The sequence below is a fragment of the Microbispora sp. H10885 genome (assembly GCF_014161415.1).
Classification (GTDB): Bacteria; Actinomycetota; Actinomycetes; order Streptosporangiales; family Streptosporangiaceae; genus Microbispora; species Microbispora triticiradicis.
This window is the reverse complement of sequence record NZ_JABBWY010000002.1, coordinates 463766-479641: the sequence shown is the minus strand read 5'-3', so window position 1 is coordinate 479641 and position 15876 is coordinate 463766. Positions and strand designations below refer to the sequence as shown.

The 15876-nt window shown below is 70.7% G+C and carries 13 protein-coding genes; 6 read left to right on the top strand and 7 right to left on the bottom strand.

The genetic code is table 11. From position 1 onward, the window contains the following. Positions 1-13 precede the first annotated feature (13 nt). The 4 genes from fxsT to HHX37_RS07110 all read right to left on the bottom strand — a co-directional run bounded on the left by fxsT (position 14) and on the right by HHX37_RS07110 (position 8388). Entirely contained in the window at positions 14-3934 is a 3921-nt protein-coding gene (gene fxsT / locus HHX37_RS07125) for an FxSxx-COOH system tetratricopeptide repeat protein (RefSeq protein WP_182884887.1), read from the bottom strand. Then, complete coding sequence (locus HHX37_RS07120) at positions 3931-5211, bottom strand: TIR-like protein FxsC (protein WP_182884886.1); 1281 nt, start codon at positions 5209-5211, stop codon at positions 3931-3933. The genes fxsT and HHX37_RS07120 overlap by 4 nt, the downstream gene beginning before the upstream one ends. 68 nt (positions 5212-5279) lie before the next feature. After that, a complete protein-coding gene (locus HHX37_RS07115; protein ID WP_310740289.1) occupies positions 5280-6074 on the bottom strand; it encodes an AAC(3) family N-acetyltransferase in 795 nt (264 codons plus the stop codon). A 127-nt stretch (positions 6075-6201) separates the two neighbouring features. Continuing rightward, positions 6202-8388 carry an FxsB family cyclophane-forming radical SAM/SPASM peptide maturase gene (locus HHX37_RS07110; RefSeq protein ID WP_182884884.1) on the bottom strand — a complete coding sequence of 729 codons (2187 nt, stop codon included), beginning with the start codon at positions 8386-8388 and terminating at the stop codon, positions 6202-6204. A gap of 480 nt (positions 8389-8868) precedes the next feature. Between HHX37_RS07110 and HHX37_RS07105 the strand changes: the two genes are divergently transcribed. After that, positions 8869-10032, top strand: coding sequence for a pyridoxal phosphate-dependent aminotransferase (locus HHX37_RS07105; RefSeq protein ID WP_182880103.1), 1164 nt, complete (start codon positions 8869-8871; stop codon positions 10030-10032). Between the two features lie 10 nt (positions 10033-10042). Here the strand turns inward: HHX37_RS07105 and HHX37_RS07100 are convergent, their stop codons facing one another. Then, positions 10043-10417 (bottom strand): type II toxin-antitoxin system PemK/MazF family toxin, encoded by a 375-nt coding sequence (locus HHX37_RS07100; RefSeq protein WP_182884883.1) that lies wholly within the window; start codon positions 10415-10417, stop codon positions 10043-10045. Then, positions 10417-11091 carry a hypothetical protein gene (locus HHX37_RS07095; RefSeq protein ID WP_182884882.1) on the bottom strand — a complete coding sequence of 225 codons (675 nt, stop codon included), beginning with the start codon at positions 11089-11091 and terminating at the stop codon, positions 10417-10419. The genes HHX37_RS07100 and HHX37_RS07095 overlap by 1 nt, the downstream gene beginning before the upstream one ends. Positions 11092-11315: 224 nt before the next feature. Between HHX37_RS07095 and HHX37_RS07090 the strand changes: the two genes are divergently transcribed. Then, positions 11316-11462, top strand: coding sequence for a hypothetical protein (locus HHX37_RS07090; RefSeq protein WP_182880106.1), 147 nt, complete (start codon positions 11316-11318; stop codon positions 11460-11462). On the opposite strand, the gene HHX37_RS07085 is transcribed toward HHX37_RS07090, so the two are convergent. Beyond that, positions 11449-12081: a TMEM175 family protein gene (locus HHX37_RS07085; RefSeq protein ID WP_182880107.1), complete on the bottom strand. Its 633-nt coding sequence runs from the start codon at positions 12079-12081 to the stop codon at positions 11449-11451. The genes HHX37_RS07090 and HHX37_RS07085 overlap by 14 nt on opposite strands. 170 nt (positions 12082-12251) lie before the next feature. On the opposite strand from HHX37_RS07085, the gene HHX37_RS07080 reads away from it, so the two are divergent. The 4 genes from HHX37_RS07080 to HHX37_RS07065 all read left to right on the top strand — a co-directional run bounded on the left by HHX37_RS07080 (position 12252) and on the right by HHX37_RS07065 (position 15804). Then, complete coding sequence (locus HHX37_RS07080) at positions 12252-13187, top strand: carbamate kinase (RefSeq protein ID WP_310740288.1); 936 nt, start codon at positions 12252-12254, stop codon at positions 13185-13187. Then, positions 13187-14293, top strand: a complete 1107-nt coding sequence (locus HHX37_RS07075; RefSeq protein WP_182884881.1) for a ring-opening amidohydrolase — start codon at positions 13187-13189, stop codon at positions 14291-14293. Before HHX37_RS07080 ends, HHX37_RS07075 begins: the two co-directional genes overlap by 1 nt. A gap of 37 nt (positions 14294-14330) precedes the next feature. Further along, positions 14331-14900: an SseB family protein gene (locus HHX37_RS07070; protein ID WP_182884880.1), complete on the top strand. Its 570-nt coding sequence runs from the start codon at positions 14331-14333 to the stop codon at positions 14898-14900. Positions 14901-15024: 124 nt separating this feature from the next. Further along, the gene (locus HHX37_RS07065; RefSeq protein ID WP_182884879.1) at positions 15025-15804 is read left to right on the top strand and encodes a prepilin peptidase; all 780 of its coding nucleotides are present in this window, start codon (positions 15025-15027) and stop codon (positions 15802-15804) included. Positions 15805-15876 lie beyond the last annotated feature (72 nt).

Sequence of the window (15876 nt, the reverse complement as noted above, 5' to 3'; positions counted from 1 at the left end):
CGGCCGGGCCCGGTCACCAGGGGAGGGGTTCCAGCTCCCGGTCGACGCGGCGCCACTCCAGGACCGCCTCGATGACCGGATGCGTCTCCCCGAGGATCCGGCGGAGCTGGACGAGCAGGGGCTCGCGCAGCACCCGCGCCTCGTCGGTCCGCCTGAGGTCGCGGAGCGTCACGGCCAGGTCGGCCTCGCAGATCAGCGTCGTGGGGTGATAGGGGCCGAGAACCGCGCGCAGCCGGTCGAGGGTGTCCCGCTGCAGCTTCTCCGCCTCGGCGTACTCCTGCAGTTCTCCCAGGGTGTTGGCGACGTTGACGGCGCAGGCGAGCGAGAAGGGGTGGTCGGGCCCGACCTTGCGCCGCAGCGACCGCAGCGTCCGGACGCCCAGCGCACGGCTCTCGGCCGAATCGCCCAGATGCCTGAGGTACACGGTGATGTTGTTGGCCGCGATCAGCGTGTACGGGTTGTCCGCGCCCAGCGTGTCCTGGTAGCTCGCCCGCACCTCCGAGGCGAGTTCGAGCGCCCCTCGCCTCTCGCCCGCCGCCATGAGGTCGCAGGCGAGGTTCAGCTTGCAGGCGACGGTGTCGGGGGAGTGGGGGCCGAAGCGCTGGAGATAGCGCTCGTAGGTCGCCTCGATGAGCTGCCGCGCCTCCGCCAGGCGCCCGGCCTCGCGCAGGGATATGGCGAGGCTGCGGGCCGTGTGCAGCGTGTCCGGCAGGTCGGGGCCCGGCACCTCGGCGTAGGTGTTCAGCGTCTCGCGCAGCAGGTCCGCCGACTTCGCGAACTCGCCGCCTTCGCGCATGTCGAGGCCCAGGTTCGTCTCGGACAGGAGCGTGAAGGGATGGGCCGGGCCGAGCACCTCACGGCGTTTGTCCGCGGTCTCCTGGTCGAGCTGGCGCGCGGCGGTGAAGTCCCCGACGTGCCGCAGGGCGACGGCCAGGTTGTTGGCCGCCATGAGGACGCGCGGATGGTCGTCGAAGAAGAGCTCCTTGGTGCGCTCGTAGGTCTCCTGCTCCATCCGCAGCGACTCGGTCAGCTCGCCCAGGGCGCGCAGGTCCGCGGCGAGGCTCCCGGCCGTCTGCAGCGTGTGGGGGTGCGGGTCGGAGAGGACGCGGCGCTGGTCGTCCAGAACGGCCCGGTTGAGCTCGCACGACTCCCGGTACCTGCCCTGGGAGCGCAGCACGTTGCCCATGTGGAACCGCAGGTAGAGCGTCTGCCGGTCGTAGTCGCCGAGCTTCCTGATCCAGAGGGCCTCCAGGCGGCGGCCGAGGTCGAGCGCCCGGTCGAACTCGCCCCGCCGCCACAGGTACCGCACGCGGTCGATCAGCAGCTGCCGGGTCTGCTCCTCGTCGCAGTCCTCCGCGTTGGACGGGGCGAGGTGCGGCCAGATCTCGTCGTACCGCGGCCAGTTGCCGGGGTCGTCGGTGTCGCCCTCGCGCGGTCGGGCGCCGAGGAGGATGCGGTGCACCTCGTGCACGGTCCGCTCGCGCTCGTCGGCGTCCATCTGGTCGCTCAGCACGGCCTGCACGAGCCGGTGCACCTGCACCGAGTTGTTGCGCTGGTCGACCTTGGCGAGGGCGAACCTGTTCAGCTCGCGCACCAGCCGCCCGATCATGATCTTCTCACGCAGCGAGTCGTCGTACGGGACCAGGCAGCGCACGGTCTCGTCGCCGTAGAGCATGGACAGCGACACCGGTTCGGCGGCGAAGAAGGCCAGCAGCTGGAGCAGGCGGACCGCAGCGGGCGACTTCTCCCGCAGCCGCTGGAAGGAGACGTTCCAGGTGGCGGCGACCGGGGTCGGGTAGGTCGGGGAGTCGCCCAGCGCGAGCGTCCTGACGGGCTGCTTGAAGAGCTTGTCGACGTACTCGTCGACGCTCATGCCGGTCTCCTGCAGCCAGGCTCCGGCCTGCTCGATGGCGAGGGGCAGGTCGCCCAGCGCGGCGGCCACCCGGTCGGCGTCGTCGTCGCTGAGATCGGCCACCCGGCGCCGCAGGTGCTCCAGGCTCTCCTCGCGGGTGAAGACGTCGATCTCCAGCGGCTTGGCGATCAGGGACCAGGTCTGGCTCCGCGACGTGATCAGCACATGACCCGACCCGCCCGGGAGGTAGGTCTGCACGTCCTCCGCGTTGTTGGCGTTGTCGAAGATCAGCAGCCAGCGGGCGTACGGCTCGCCGCGGCGCAGCGCGTCCTTCGCCGCCAGCGCCGCCTCCGCCAGGTTGTCGCCGGTCCTGATGCCGAGCCGGTCGGCCAGATCGGCCATCGAGCCGTTCAGCAGTTCCGGCTGCTCGGCGGACACCCACCACACGACGTCGTAGTCGCTCATGAAACGGTGGGCGTACTCGATCGCCAGTTGCGTCTTGCCGACGCCGCCCAGCCCGAACAGGGCCTGGGTGCGGCCCTCCTGCACCTGGGTCACCACCGCCTGGCTGCCGCCGACGAGCTGGTCCCGCAGCCTCTCCAGGACCTCGCCCCGGCCCGTGAAGGCGGCGTTCCTCGTCGGCAGGTTCAGGATGGCCGGCTGGATGCCGGGATACCGCGGCGTGCCCCCCTGCGTGCCGGTCTCGGCCCCCGCCGGGCGGTCGAGCGCGCGCAGCAGCGCGCCGGCCGCGTGCTGCTCGTCGAGCCGGAACAGGTCCAGCGCGGGCGGGTCGGCGTACGACGGCGGGACCCGCACGTCCGACACCCGGACGGGGAGAAGGCCGAGGGACAGCGCGGCGGGGCCCTCGGCGGCGTGCCAGGCATCCCTCGCCCGGCTCGAGCGCAGGTACGCCGGGGACATCAGCGCGACCGTGCGTACGGTCGGGTCAGGGGCGCGTCCCTGGCCGTCGCCGTCCCGGTCGCCCACCTGCGTACGGACCCGAATGCCCGCCTGGGTCAGCACGGCGGCGATCCACTCCGCCCACAGCCGGTCCTCCGGGACGTAGCTCAGGGCGACCTCGTTCGACAGCGACGGCCGGCGGCGCACGAACCGCTCCCGGCAGCTCAGCCTGAGGTCCTCGTCCAACGGGGGGAGTGACGAGACACGGCCCCCGGTGATGACGCCCGTGAGCCGCTCGTAGGCGGCCAGCAGCGAGCCGGGGGAGCCGGGTGCGTCGCCGAAGGTCGCCAGGGTCTCCTCGTAGGCGTAGAACGGCTTGTAGGGGATCTCCACGGCGCCCCAGTAGTTGCCGGCGTGCTCGTGGGCGACGCCGCTGGGGAACCCCTCGAACTGGCTCCGGGCGAACGCCCGGCCCGCGTCGAGCTTCTCCTTCTCCGCGTCGTCCACCCGCATGGGGATCGGCAGGATCCTGATGTCGCGGTCCGGGAAGCGTTCGGCGATCTCCCCGGCGACCCGGGCGGCCCCCTCGATGCTCTGGTCGCTGAGCGTGAAGCAGGTCACCACTGTGTCGGGGAAGTGGACCGTGCAGATGTCGGCGATGTCGCTCAGGCCGGTGCGGCTGTCGATGAGCACGTAGTCGTAGCCGCGTCGCATGTCCACCCGCAGCGCGTCGAGGAACTGCCCGCCGCCGAGCCGCTCGTAGAAGTTGTCCCAGTCGAAGGTGGACACCAGCGAGGAGTAGTCGCGGTTCTGCCGCCCGGCGGGGAGGAAGTCGAGGGAGCCGCCGTCGGGGAAGTGGGGCCACTCGACCGACACGACGTGCCGCCCCACGCTGGCGTACCGGGTGTGCCAGTCGGCGGGACGCGGGTCGGGACGGGTCGCGGCCCAGGCGAAATCCTTGATCAGGTCGATCACGCCGGCCGTACCGCTGATCATCCCCCCGTCCAGGAAGGGCCGGAAGAACTTGTGCAGGCCGGGAGACTCCAGGTCCCAGTCCACCACCAGTACGCGGTGGCCGTTGGAGGCGAGGATCCAGGCCGTGTTGGCCAGCGCCATCGTCCTGCCCGTCCCTCCCTTGTAGGAGTAGAAGGTGATGATGTGCCCGTTCCGGAAATCGCTCATTGCCTCCCCTTCCTTCCTGGCGGGTCGTCGGGCCCGGGGTCGTCCGGTGTGAGCGGCCACAGTCGCGGGCGGTCGCTGCCGGGCACCTGCGGCGGGAACACCCGTCCGTGCCGCAGGTAGGAGTTGCCCGAGGCCTCCACCACCGGCCTCAGCGCCGTCTCGAAGCCGGCCACGGTGGAGGTGTCGCTCACCGCCCGGCGCGCGGCCGGCCGGCCCTGCGCCAGCTTCGCCGGCAGCAGGGCGCGCAGGGCGGCGCGCAGCGCCGGGGCGTTCTGGCCGGTCTGCGCGTCGGTGCCGCTCCACGGGACGACCACGCCCACCCAGGGCCTTTCGGCCTGGTCGAACGCCTCGAGCAAGGGGCGGTACTGCGGGTCGAGCACCGTCCACACGTCCAGCAGCACGATCGCGGGGCAGTTGGGCGCCCCGGCGCCCAGCAGTTCGTCGCGGTGGTGATGGAAGGTGCCGATGTCGGGCTCGAAGCCCAGGCGCCGTACGACGTCGGCGGCGATCCGTGCCACGGGGCGCGGATCCTCGGGCTGGTAGGGGTTCCAGTCGCACGGAGAGGATCCGTAGAACCGCGCGTCCCGGGGCGCCGTGCGAGTGGCCGTCGTGTGCGCGAGGACGGCTATCAGGAAACGGCGTTCCTCGTCGCGGGTGAAGGCGCTCTTTATGCTGCCGTAGTCGCAGGGCGCCATCGGCGGGAGCCGAACTCCCTCGGCCACCTCGATGACGCGCCGCGCCAGCGCGTGAACGGCGGACCGATAATGGTCGCGGTATCTGCTGATCTTCATCAGGCCGTAGAGGCCGCGTTCCAGATAGTGCGCTCCGAGATCTGGATGGGTGAATTGAATGGATCTGGCCATATCCGGAAGTTCGAAGTCCGGAACCGGCACCCAGAACGCGGGAACGATCACTTCCGGAATGTGCCTGCGCCCGTCCAGATGCAGCCGCCTGCGCAGGTCGAAGGCGGCCCATTCTTTGCCGCACTGCTCACTCTGGAAGTAACGCCGTGAGTAGAGGGGAAGGAAGACCCGGCAGGTGGCCAGCTCCGTGGCCAGGCGGTTCTCCCACTCGACGCCCGGAGCCATGTCCATGTCCATGAAGCCCGCGGCACTCGCGGGCAGAAACGTGTGCTCCAGAATCTCCCGGCGCAGGTCCTTGTAGAGCTTTTCCACCGCGAGGTTGGGGTTCTCGTCGTCGGGGTGGGTGCGGGGCGTGCGCGCGTAGCTGAGGAAGAAATAGGGCAGATGGCCTTGAGTATCCGAGGTGCCGGCCACCGCACCTCCTCGACGTCGCCGGTTCCTCCACTATAGGCCGCGGCCCCGGTGCCGAGAGGAATTCCGTGTTATTCCCCGGTACGTCCGCGCCTTTCGGCGAACCAGTTCTGGGCGAAGGCCACGGCCGCGGGAAGGGGGAAGAGCCTGCCGTCGGCATTTCCGACCCGGCCCAGGTTGACCTTTTCGGTCAACTCCATTGCCGCGCCGCACTCGCCGAAGTCGCTGTCGTCCAGCACCACATCCTCGTAACTAATCCAGGTGCGCCGCCCGTCGACCTTCATCGCGCACCCGTACACGGCTGTCGGAGGCTTTGGCGTGTACCGGTATTCGGCAAGATGGAAAGCGGTGCACCTGTCGTAGCTCACGCCGAGGAGCAGCACCATCGCGCCCCTGAGCTCAAGCTCGCGCAGAGGGGATCGCTCGCCCAGATGGTTGTCGTGCCGGTGCCCCGCCGTGATCCCGCGGGCGGCGGGTCCGACGGCGGCGAACGACGTCTGCGGATGGCCGCTGCGCACCGCCCTCCTCCGTGTCCGCACATACTCCGACAGCACCCCGCACTCGATCGAGGAACTCTTGTCCGGGTCGAAGGCGGGTATCTGGTCGCGGTAGGCCTCTTTCTCCTGGGGCGTCATGTGCCGGGTCGCCCGGTGAAAGGATTTGGAGGTGTCGGAGTTGCCGGGCGTGTAGGCCGGCACGACGAGCGTTCCCCTGCGGCCGAGCACATCGCGCAGCGCGTCGTAGAGCGTGGCGACGCCTCCGGCGATCTCGCCCACACTGCGCAGCGAGGCGTGGACCAGAACGATCTGCCCGCGCCGAAGCCCCAGCAGGCGCAGGGCCTCCGCCAGGGTGGCCCGCCCGAGCACGCCGTTCTCCCCCGTGCCTGACCCTGTGCCTGACGGAGCCGGCCGCCGGCAGGCGAGGAAACCGGCCGTCGTCAGGCTGAGGTGGGCGAGGAACGCGGACAGGGAAAGCCGGACGCCCACCATCGCGCTATCTCCGTCCGGAGGCGACCTGAGCGGTCCGGTCGGCGGCCGCGCCGGCGAGCCGTGCGGCGAACCGCTGCCCGGGCGCCGGGAGCGCTGCATCGGCGATCCGCCCGATCGCAGAGGTCAGCCGGTCCTGTTCCGCCTGAGTCAGGGAGTCCGCGACGGCGAGGAGCCCGTACGCGTCGGTCAGCAGCCGCTCCCGGTCGGCGTCGCCGCCGGTGAGGTCGAGCAGGTCGAGCAGCGCGCCGAGCTGGGCCCGGTGGAAGTGCTCCACGAGCAGCCGGGCGGCCGTGCCCGGGTCGGTGCCCAGCGGAAGAGCGAGGGCGCCGTACGCCGCGCGGCTGGACGCGCCCGCCGTCGCGTCCGCCAGGGGCGTCAGGACGCGCAGAGCCGTGCGCATGGCGGCCCGCCGGTCTCCGGGCAGGGAGGCGAGCGCCGCACCGGTGGCCTCGCTCCAGACGGCGGCGGCCTCATCGGTGAGCCGGTCCTCGACGGCCGGGCCGTGACAGTCCCGGTACGGGTCCACATCGTCCAGAAGCAGGCGGAGCCCGGCGGCCTCGATCAGGCGGACCGGTTCCCAGAGCGGACTGTCCTCCGACAGCCACCGGCCGTCCACCCGCACCGCGAACGACCCGTCGTGGACCTCCACCTCCGCGTGCTCCTGCCCGCCCGTGCGCATCCGCCCGAGCCCGGGCAGATGGACGAAGGTCCCGGCGGCCGGCACCGCGACCTTCACCGCCAGTCCGGTCCGTACGGCGGCGACCGCGGCGACGGCCGCGAGGTGACCGGCGTCGGCGGGATCGAGCGCGGGGCCTGCGGCCGCGCAGCGGGCCGCCCAGGCGTGGACGTAGGGATGGCTCAGCAGGTCGTCAACCGCGGGGCGATCCGTCCGCTCGGCGTCCACGAGGATCGACCAGGACCGGCGATCGGCGATGACCGCCGCTGCCCGGCGCATCGCCTGCCGGGCTCTGCTGAGCTGCGGAGCGCTCAGATGAGCGATGTCGGCCGCCGTGGGCCTCCCCGAGGCCAGGGCGTCCAGCGTGGCGACCGGCAGTTCGTGTACCGGAGCCGCGGGGCTCCGCCGCTCCGAGGCGGTCAGATGGGAGATCAACCGGAACAGGTCCGCGCAGTAGACGGAGGGGTTGGCGAAACCGGAGCCGGTCCGGTGGCGATGGGCGTAGAGACCGCCGCCGCAACTGGTGACAAGCGGGCAACGCCGGCAGGCCTCGGCCAGTGAGGCGAGCCCGCTCTGCCGCGCGGCGAAGCCAGGATGCCGCGCGGCCTCGCTCAGCGAGTGCCGGGAGGCGTCGAGTCCGGTCGCCGGGGCGCCGTCGTAGGCCGTCTTGAGAGAGTCGGCCTGTTCATAGGTGCCGTCGGTTTCCACGACCACCAGATCCGATGGCCGCGTTCCGAGGGATTCACTCTGGCTCTCCCCGCCCAGAGCGCTGAGGATGATCGAGTCGAACATCCGGACCTGCGTCGGTCTGCCGTCCGCCCGCCATCGGTCGTGCACGGTGATCAGCCATTCCGCGTACGCGGTGTCCCGGCCGGCGGGCCGCAGTGGCGGGTGGTCCCAGTTGGCGTGCGGAAGCAGGAAATCGACGCGCGGAGGGCGCAGTTCGACGAGCGCCTCGTAGACCGCGACGGGATCGTTGCGGATGTCGACGGTGCACAGCAGACCGGCGTAAAGATGCGGGTAGTCGTCCCGCAGCAGGGTGACCGCCCGGATGGCCTGGTCATAGCTGCTGCGGCCGTTGGCGTACCGGCGGTGGAGATCGTTGGCCGGCCTGTCTCCGTCGATCGAGACGCCGACCCTGACGCCCTCGTCCGTGAACATGTCGCAGAAGGCGCGTGAGAGGAGGACGCCGTTGGTGTGGATGTGGAGGTCGAGGTCGCAGACACTCTCGGCCGCGCGGCGAAGCGCGCGGGCGAACCGGCGCAGCCGCCCGATTCCGGCGAGGAGGGGTTCGCCTCCATGGAAGACGACGTGTACGGCTTCCAGGCGGTGCTCGTCGGCATGTTCCGCAATCCGATTCGCCACCCGGATGGCAGTTTCGTCGGACATCACCACCGGCCGTCCCCGCCAACTGGTGTCGGCGTGCTCATACACATAGCAGTGGTCGCAGGCGAGGTCGCATCGGCTCGCGACCTTCACTACGAACTGCCGGAACGGCGCGATGGGCGGCTGCATTGGGCGGTTTCGCTATCCGATCGCCGAATTGAAAGACAGGTTGCTCACTCCGGGCCGATAGCCGTCCGGCAGCTCCTCGAGGGACTGGCCCGATGAGTCCACGACCGAGGTTTGAATTCTTGGTTCGTTCGGCATAGTGACACCTAACTGTGGGAAAAGGATGAGTTGTCGCGAGTCCCGCGGCCGCAGGTGGCACACTACAGATATCCCCCTCGCGGAGCCGTCCATGCGGTCGGGACCGAAACCACGCGATTCTAACAGCGGACATGGGGTTCCAGCCCCGGACTCCGACCCTTTCTTTGTCTGACACTTCTCTAACTCTATTCGGCGTGGCGTTTCGCCCGTGATTGTCGACCTAAATATATATGCTGATTGTATGAGGGTTTTATGGCGGTAGTGGTCCTTATCGGCCTTATTGTGACATGTGTTGCCTAATGGGCCCGTGTCGCTGTTTTGGGATCGGGCGGATAGAGTGGCGCTGTGAGTGAGCCTCTGGTGCGGCGGATGCGGGAGTTCGGCACGACCGTCTTCGCCACGATGACGAAGCTGGCCGTGGAGACGGGCTCGATCAACCTGGGCCAGGGCTTCCCGGACACCGACGGGCCGGAGCGCATGCTGGAGCGCGCGGTCGAGGCCGTGCGGAGCGGTCTCAACCAGTATCCGCCCGGACCGGGCCTCCCCGAGTTGCGCCAGGCGGTCGCGGAGCATCGCAAGCAGTGGTACGGCCTCGCCTACGATCCCGACGGGGAGGTCCTCGTCACCGTCGGCGCCACCGAGGCCATCGCCGCGGCGATCCTCGCGCTCTGCGAACCGGGCGACGAGGTGGTCGTCTTCGAGCCCTACTACGACTCCTACGCCGCGGCCGTCGCGCTAGCGGGAGCCGTGCGCAGGGCGGTCACGCTGCGTGTCGACGCGGGGCGGTTCACCTTCGACCCGGCCGAGCTGGAGGCCGCGATCACGCCCCGCACCCGCGCGATCCTGGTGAACTCGCCGCACAACCCGACCGGGACCGTGTTCACCCGGGAGGAACTGGAGTGCGTCGCCCGCGTGTGCCGCGAGCACGACCTGATCGCGGTGACCGACGAGGTCTACGAGCACCTCGCCTTCGACGCTGTCGAGCACGTGCCGCTGGCCACGCTGCCCGGCATGCGCGAGCGCACGATCATGATCTCTTCGGCGGGCAAGACCTTCAGCGTCACCGGCTGGAAGACCGGCTGGGTGTGCGCTCCGGCGCCGCTCGCGGGCGCCGTGCAGGCGGTCAAGCAGTTCCTCACCTACACCGCGAACGCCCCCTGGCAGGCCGCGGTCGCGTACGCCCTGCAGGAGGAGATGGAGTGGGTCGCGGCCCAGCGGGCGGCCCTGCAGGCCAAACGGGACCGCCTCATGACGGGCCTGGCGGAGGCCGGCTTCGACGTGCTCCGGCCGGCCGGCACCTATTTCGTGCAGACCGACATCCGGCCGCTCGGCTTCACCGACGGGCTCGACCTCGCCCGGCGGCTGCCCGAACTGGCGGGAGTCGTAGCGATCCCCACCCAGGTCTTCTACGACCACCCGGACCGTGGCCGCCACTTCCTGCGCTTCGCCTTCTGCAAGCGCGACGAGGTCATCGACGAGGCCGTCACCCGCCTCCGCCGTCTCTCCTGAAGGCGTCTCGTCAGTTCAGGAGGCCGAGGTACTGGGCGAGACGCCCCTGAACCTGCGTCAGCAGGTCTTCGTCCAGGGTGCCGGTCCTGTCCTCCAAGGCCGATTTCATGAGTGGCTGTACTGCGGGGATGCGGATCCAGCACTTCTTGATGACACCGCCCTGTCCTTTGCCGAGCTGGACATCAAAGCGGGTACGGCGCGACGTAGAGCCAGATATTGGGCACACAAGGACGAACTGCCAGTCGGGATCTCCGTTGGACTCCACGCCCGTGACCACGACCACGGGACGACGTTCGTCGTGGACGACGCGATCCTCCTCCGGAATGAGGCGCACTTCCTTGTCGCTGGCGAAGTAGACACCGCCGGCCACATAGGGACCCGGCACTACTCCTCCAGGAGTTTCCGGGTCGCCTCTGCCCGGAGTTCAGTGAAGTGCCCGATCTCCTGCATCAGGTCGTCGGTGCCCCCTGGCTCGTCGTCCGGAAGGGGATTGTCCTCCACCCACCGGCGCAGGCGGGCAAGGCCAGAGCCCAGGTCGGGAAGTGGCGGACCGCCGGCGAGGTCTATCCGCACCCCGGGCCTGTGCTGCTTGCCGGCCTCCTGCATCGGGGGAGTCTGATGCGTGAGATCACGCAGTTGGGTAGCCGACCAGCGCCCATACGCCCCGAGGACGTCGTCGACGAGCTCGGCGAACTCCTCGTCGATGACCATCTGAGGGGAGTCCATGAGGTGGATGACGCACTCACGATGGCTGGCGAAAGGGTCGATGCTGTCCTCGGCCGAAATGACGCCCGCCTCACACAGGTCACGCTCGACCTCGGCGAGGCGAAGGCTGCGCAGGCCACGTGGGTGCCACCGCCATTCCGCACCGGAGCCCGGAGGGAGCCCTTTCTCAACGGCGCGGAGGTCGCTCAGATACAGGAGGGTGGTGAGTTTTGTGTGATTGATCCGTATGCCACTGGTCCGCGCGGACGCCAACAGGTAGGCGATTGCCGCCGCGGGACCGCGAAGTGGCACAGAGGCCGTCACGACGTCCAGTGTAGGCAGCCCGTAAGCCATGACCACCACCTCCTCGACCTCCTCACGCGGGCGTATAGACAGATCAGACCGAGTCGTCGCTGCCGCGGTGGAGGAGTATCTCGCCCGACATGACCATGAGGGTGACGATGATGAGGTCGAGCGGCCGGCGATGGAAGGGGCGCGCCGGTGGAGGCCCCTGCTCGATCGGCTCGCGCAATGAGCGGCTGGCGGTTCGCCCAGTCGTTTTGGCGGGGTGGCTCACGATGTACGTCTTCTGCGCGAAGAACGGGCTGGAGATCGATCCGCAGGATGACGACGCCGCGTACGAGTTCGTGATCGCGGTGGCCTCGGGCAAGCTCACCGAGGTCGACGAGATCGCGGACGTGTTGCGCGGCTTCACCGCCTCCTGAGCACGCGGACCGTGCCGTAGGCGACGAGAGAGGTCCCCAGCCACAGGAAGGGCACCGCGCTGACCACCCAGGCGGACGCCACGGCCGTCAGCAGCCAGTAGATCCCGATCGCCCAGTAGACCCCGGCGTTGGCGCGCAGGCGGGGCAGGTCGGCCTCCGGCCGGTGCAGCCGCTGCGTCAGCACCAGAGTGAACAGCGCGCCCTGGGCGAGCAGCAGGACGGCCTCGCTGCCGGCGAACAGGCCGGTCGCCAGGGCCCTGCCGTCCTCCGGGAAGTGACCGGCGTTGGCCTCGCCGAACAGCGACGTCGTGTACGGCAGGAAGGCCACGAAGAACAGCAGCGGAATGTGCAGCAGGAGCATCGACTGGGACACCCGCTCGATCTGGTCGAACAGCGTGTGATGGGCCCGCCACGCGAACCAGAGCATCAGGAAGGCGATGGCGAAGGCCATGAAGGAGCCGAAGTGGTCGCCGAAGAAGGCGCTCAGCCGCTGGAAGTCCTCGCCCTCCGGGCGGGGGAGTTCCAGGGCGAGCAGCGTGATGGCGATCGCGAAGATCGCGTCGGCGAAGACGCCGACGCGTTCGTGGGTGAGCCCGGGCCGCACCTGAGGCGTCGACATACGGATCTCCGTTGAAAGGGGGGCAGTGGTGAGCATTCTGGCAGAGGCCGCCGGGACGGGAACCGATCCCGCAGCTCGGTGCCGGGCTTGGTGAAATCTGCTCATGGATGCGGCAGGGGTGGGCGGAACTCGCCAATGAAGGCCTGTGTGGGGCTGGATAGTTTCCGGATGTGGGCGGACGCGTACTGATCGCACTCGGCGGCAACGCCATGACGGCTCCGGACGGGAGCGCGTCACCGGCGGACCAGCACCGGGCGGTGGCCGAGGCGATGACCCACGTGGCGGCGCTCATCCGGGCCGGGCACGAGGTGGTGCTGACCCACGGAAACGGCCCCCAGGTCGGCAACATCCTGCTGAAGAACCAGCTCAGCGCGGGCGTCGTGCCGCCCGTGCCGCTCGACTGGTGCGTGGCGCAGACGCAGGGCACGATCGGCACGCTCATCATGAACGCCCTGCAGCGGGAGCTGGGGCACGCGCGGGTCGCGGCCGTCGTCACCCGCACACTGGTGGACGCGGACGACCCGGCGTTCCGGGACCCGGTCAAGCCGATCGGTCGCTACTTCGAGGAGGACGAGGCGCGCCGGTTCGAGGGGCAGGGCCAGGTCTGGCGGCGCTTCGAACGCGGCTGGCGGCGGGTGGTCGCCTCGCCCCGGCCGGTGGAGATCCTGGACGCCGCCGCGGCCGTCGCGCTGATCGGGACCGGGTTCACGGTCGTCGCCGCCGGGGGAGGCGGAGTGCCGGTCGTACGCCGGCCGGACGGCGTGCTGACCGGGATCGAGGCGGTGGTCGACAAGGACCTCGCCGCCGCCGCGCTCGCCGTCGCCGTCGGCGCCACCGATCTCGTGATCGCGACGGACGTGCCGTACGCCTCGGTGGACTTCGGCACACCCCGGGCCCGTCCGATCGGGGACGTCGACGTCGCCGCGCTGCGCGCGTTGCAGGCGGCCGGTCACTTCGCCGGGGGCAGCATGGGCCCCAAGGTCGAGGCCGCCCTGCGCTTCGCCGAGGAGAGCGGCAACCGGGCGGTGATCACCTCGCTGCACCACATCGGGGCGGCGTTGTCAGGAAATATCGGGACCAGGGTGTCCAGAGGGGTGGAGGGATAGTGCCGGATCCGATCGAGGTACGGAAGGTCCCCATCGAGAGCGTCACCGACGCCTCCGGGCTCGCGAAGCTGATCGACGACGGCGTGATCGAAGCGGACCGGGTGCTGGCGGTCGTCGGCAAGACCGAGGGCAACGGCGGGGTCAACGACTACACGCGGATCCTCGCCGACCGCGCCTTCCGCGAGGTGCTCGCCACGAAGGGCACCCGTACGCCGGAGGAGATCGCGCAGGTGCCGCTGGTGTGGTCCGGCGGCACCGACGGCGTGCTCAGCCCGCACGCGACCGTCTTCGCGACGATCGACCCCGCGAAGGCCGTACGCACCGACGAGCCCAGGGTGAGCGTCGGCGTGGCGATGAGCGAGGTGATCCTCCCGGAGGACATCGGCAGGCCCGCGATGGTCGAGAAGGTCGCCGCCGGGGTGCGGGAGGCCATGAAGCTCGCCGGGATCGACGACCCCGCCGACGTCCACTACGTGCAGACCAAGACCCCGCTGCTCACGCTGTCCACGATCACCGACGCGAAGGAGCGCGGGCAGACGGTCGTCACCGAGGACACGCTCAAGTCGATGGACATCTCCAACTCGACCACGGCGCTCGGCATCGCGGTCGCGCTCGGGGAGATCCCGATGCCGTCGGCCGAGCAGATCCACAAGGACCTGTCGCTCTACTCGTCGGTGGCCTCGTGCTCCAGCGGCGTGGAGCTCGACCGGGCCCAGATCGTCGTGGTGGGCAACGTGCGCGGGATCGGCGGGCGCTACCGGGCCGGCCACTCGGTGATGCGGGACGCCCTGGACAGCGACGGCATCTGGGAGGCCGTCGCGAACGCCGGGATCGACCTGCCCGAGCGCCCCCGTACGGACGACCTCGGCGGCCGGCTGGTCAACCTGTTCATCAAGTGCGAGGCCGACCCGTCCGGCCGCGTCCGCGGGCGGCGCAACATCATGCTCGACGACTCCGACGTCCACTGGCACCGCCAGATCAAGGCGACGGTCGGCGGGGTGGCGGCGAGCGTGACCGGAGACCCGGCCGTGTTCGTCTCCGTGGCGGCCGTCCACCAGGGGCCGTCCGGCGGGGGCCCGGTCATCGCCATCGCGGACCTGGGCTGACATCCGCGGCCCGGCCCGAAAGGTAGGGTCGGGAGACGTGCCATCGATTCCGCAGCCCCTGCGCCCCGACGACGAGGGCGGCGCCGACGCGGCCGTGGCGGCGGCGCTGTCGGCGTTCGAGGCCGGTACGGCGACCGCCGCCGACGTCCTGGCGGCGCTCGCCGGGACCCGGCTGCTGGTGCCCGTGGTCGCGATGCTGACCGAGTCGGAGGTCGGCGAGCACGGCCTGCGCCAGGAGAAGGAGAGCGAGATGGCCCTCCCCAAACTGGTGGGTAAGGACGGCCGTGAGGCGGTGCTCGCCTTCACCGGCGCCGAGCCGATGCGCCGGTGGCGGGCGGACGCCCGGCCGGTGCAGGCGACCGCCCCCCAGGTGTGCCAGGCCGCACGCCACGAGAACGCCGCCGCCGTGGTCGTGGACGTGGCCGGGCCGGTCCCCTTCGTGATCGAGGGCGGCATGCTGCACGCTCTCGCGACGGTGGAGGAGGCGAGGCGCGACGCCGGCGCCGTCGACCGCCTCACCAGGGAGGTGCCGGACGCGACGGTCGCCCGGTTCGGCGCCGAAGAGGACGCGCCCCGCCGCCGCTGGTGGAACCGCCGCCGCGCCTGACTCCGCGGTGCGGGTCTCACCCGCCGCGCCTGGTCGCCTCTCTGGTTCTCCACAGGAGGGCGGCCGTCCACAGGGCCGTGCTCGGACCATGCGGGTCCGGCGCACGGGCGTTAGGGTCGGCCGCGTGTCCCTCCCCGTCATCGTCGTCGCCGCCGTCCTCGGCCTTGTCGCGGGCGCGTACGCCCGGGCGTTCGCCACGGGATTCGACACGCAGCCCGAGGCGCGGGGCGGGGTGGAGCCGGGCGGTCGCCCGGCCGAGGCGGAGCCAGGCCCGCACTCCGAGGCGCGGGATGAATCGCAGGAGGGCACGCGGGGCGGGGTGGAGCCGGGCGGCCACAGGGCCGAGGCGGTTCGCGCGTTCGCGTCGGCGGTGCGCGCGGCGCCGCTGCCCCGCCCGCCGTACCTGCTCGAAGCCGTGACCGCGCTGGCCGCGGCGCTGGCCGTCTGGCGGGTCCACGACGGCTGGGTCCTGGCCGCCTGGTCGTACGCCGTGGTGGCCGGCGCCGCGCTCGCGGAGATCGACCGGAGGACCTGGCGGCTGCCCGACGCGATCACGCTGCCGTCGTACCCGATCCTGGTGGTCCTGCTCGCGCCGTCGGGCCGCCTGCTGCCGGCCCTGGCGTCGGGGTGCGCGCTCGGGGCCGTCTACGCCGTGCTGTGGTTCATCCGCCCGGCCGGTCTCGGGCTCGGCGACGTCAAGCTGGCCGGGCTGATCGGCCTGCTGACCGGCGCGCTCGGCACGCAGTCCGTGATCGTCGCCGGGATGGCCGGGCAGGTGCTCGGCGCGCTGTACGCCGTGGGACTGCTCCTGGCGCGCAGGGCCACCCGGACGACCGAGTTCCCGTTCGGCCCGTTCATGCTCGCGGGCGCGCTGGTCGCGCTGTGTCTCACGAACGGGGCATGACGAGCCGTGCCCGGCGCGCGGTCTCTGACGAGTCCGGCCCGATCAACTGTGAACGACGTACCGGGCCGGGTG

Coding starts and splice junctions, on each gene's coding strand:
- HHX37_RS07090 (WP_182880106.1), top strand. CDS start 11,316: ATGTACGTCTTCTGCGCGAAGAACGGGCTGGAGATCGATCCGCAGGAT.
- fxsT (WP_182884887.1), bottom strand. CDS start 3,934: ATGAGCGATTTCCGGAACGGGCACATCATCACCTTCTACTCCTACAAG.
- HHX37_RS07095 (WP_182884882.1), bottom strand. CDS start 11,091: ATGGCTTACGGGCTGCCTACACTGGACGTCGTGACGGCCTCTGTGCCA.
- HHX37_RS07085 (WP_182880107.1), bottom strand. CDS start 12,081: ATGTCGACGCCTCAGGTGCGGCCCGGGCTCACCCACGAACGCGTCGGC.
- HHX37_RS07110 (WP_182884884.1), bottom strand. CDS start 8,388: ATGCAGCCGCCCATCGCGCCGTTCCGGCAGTTCGTAGTGAAGGTCGCG.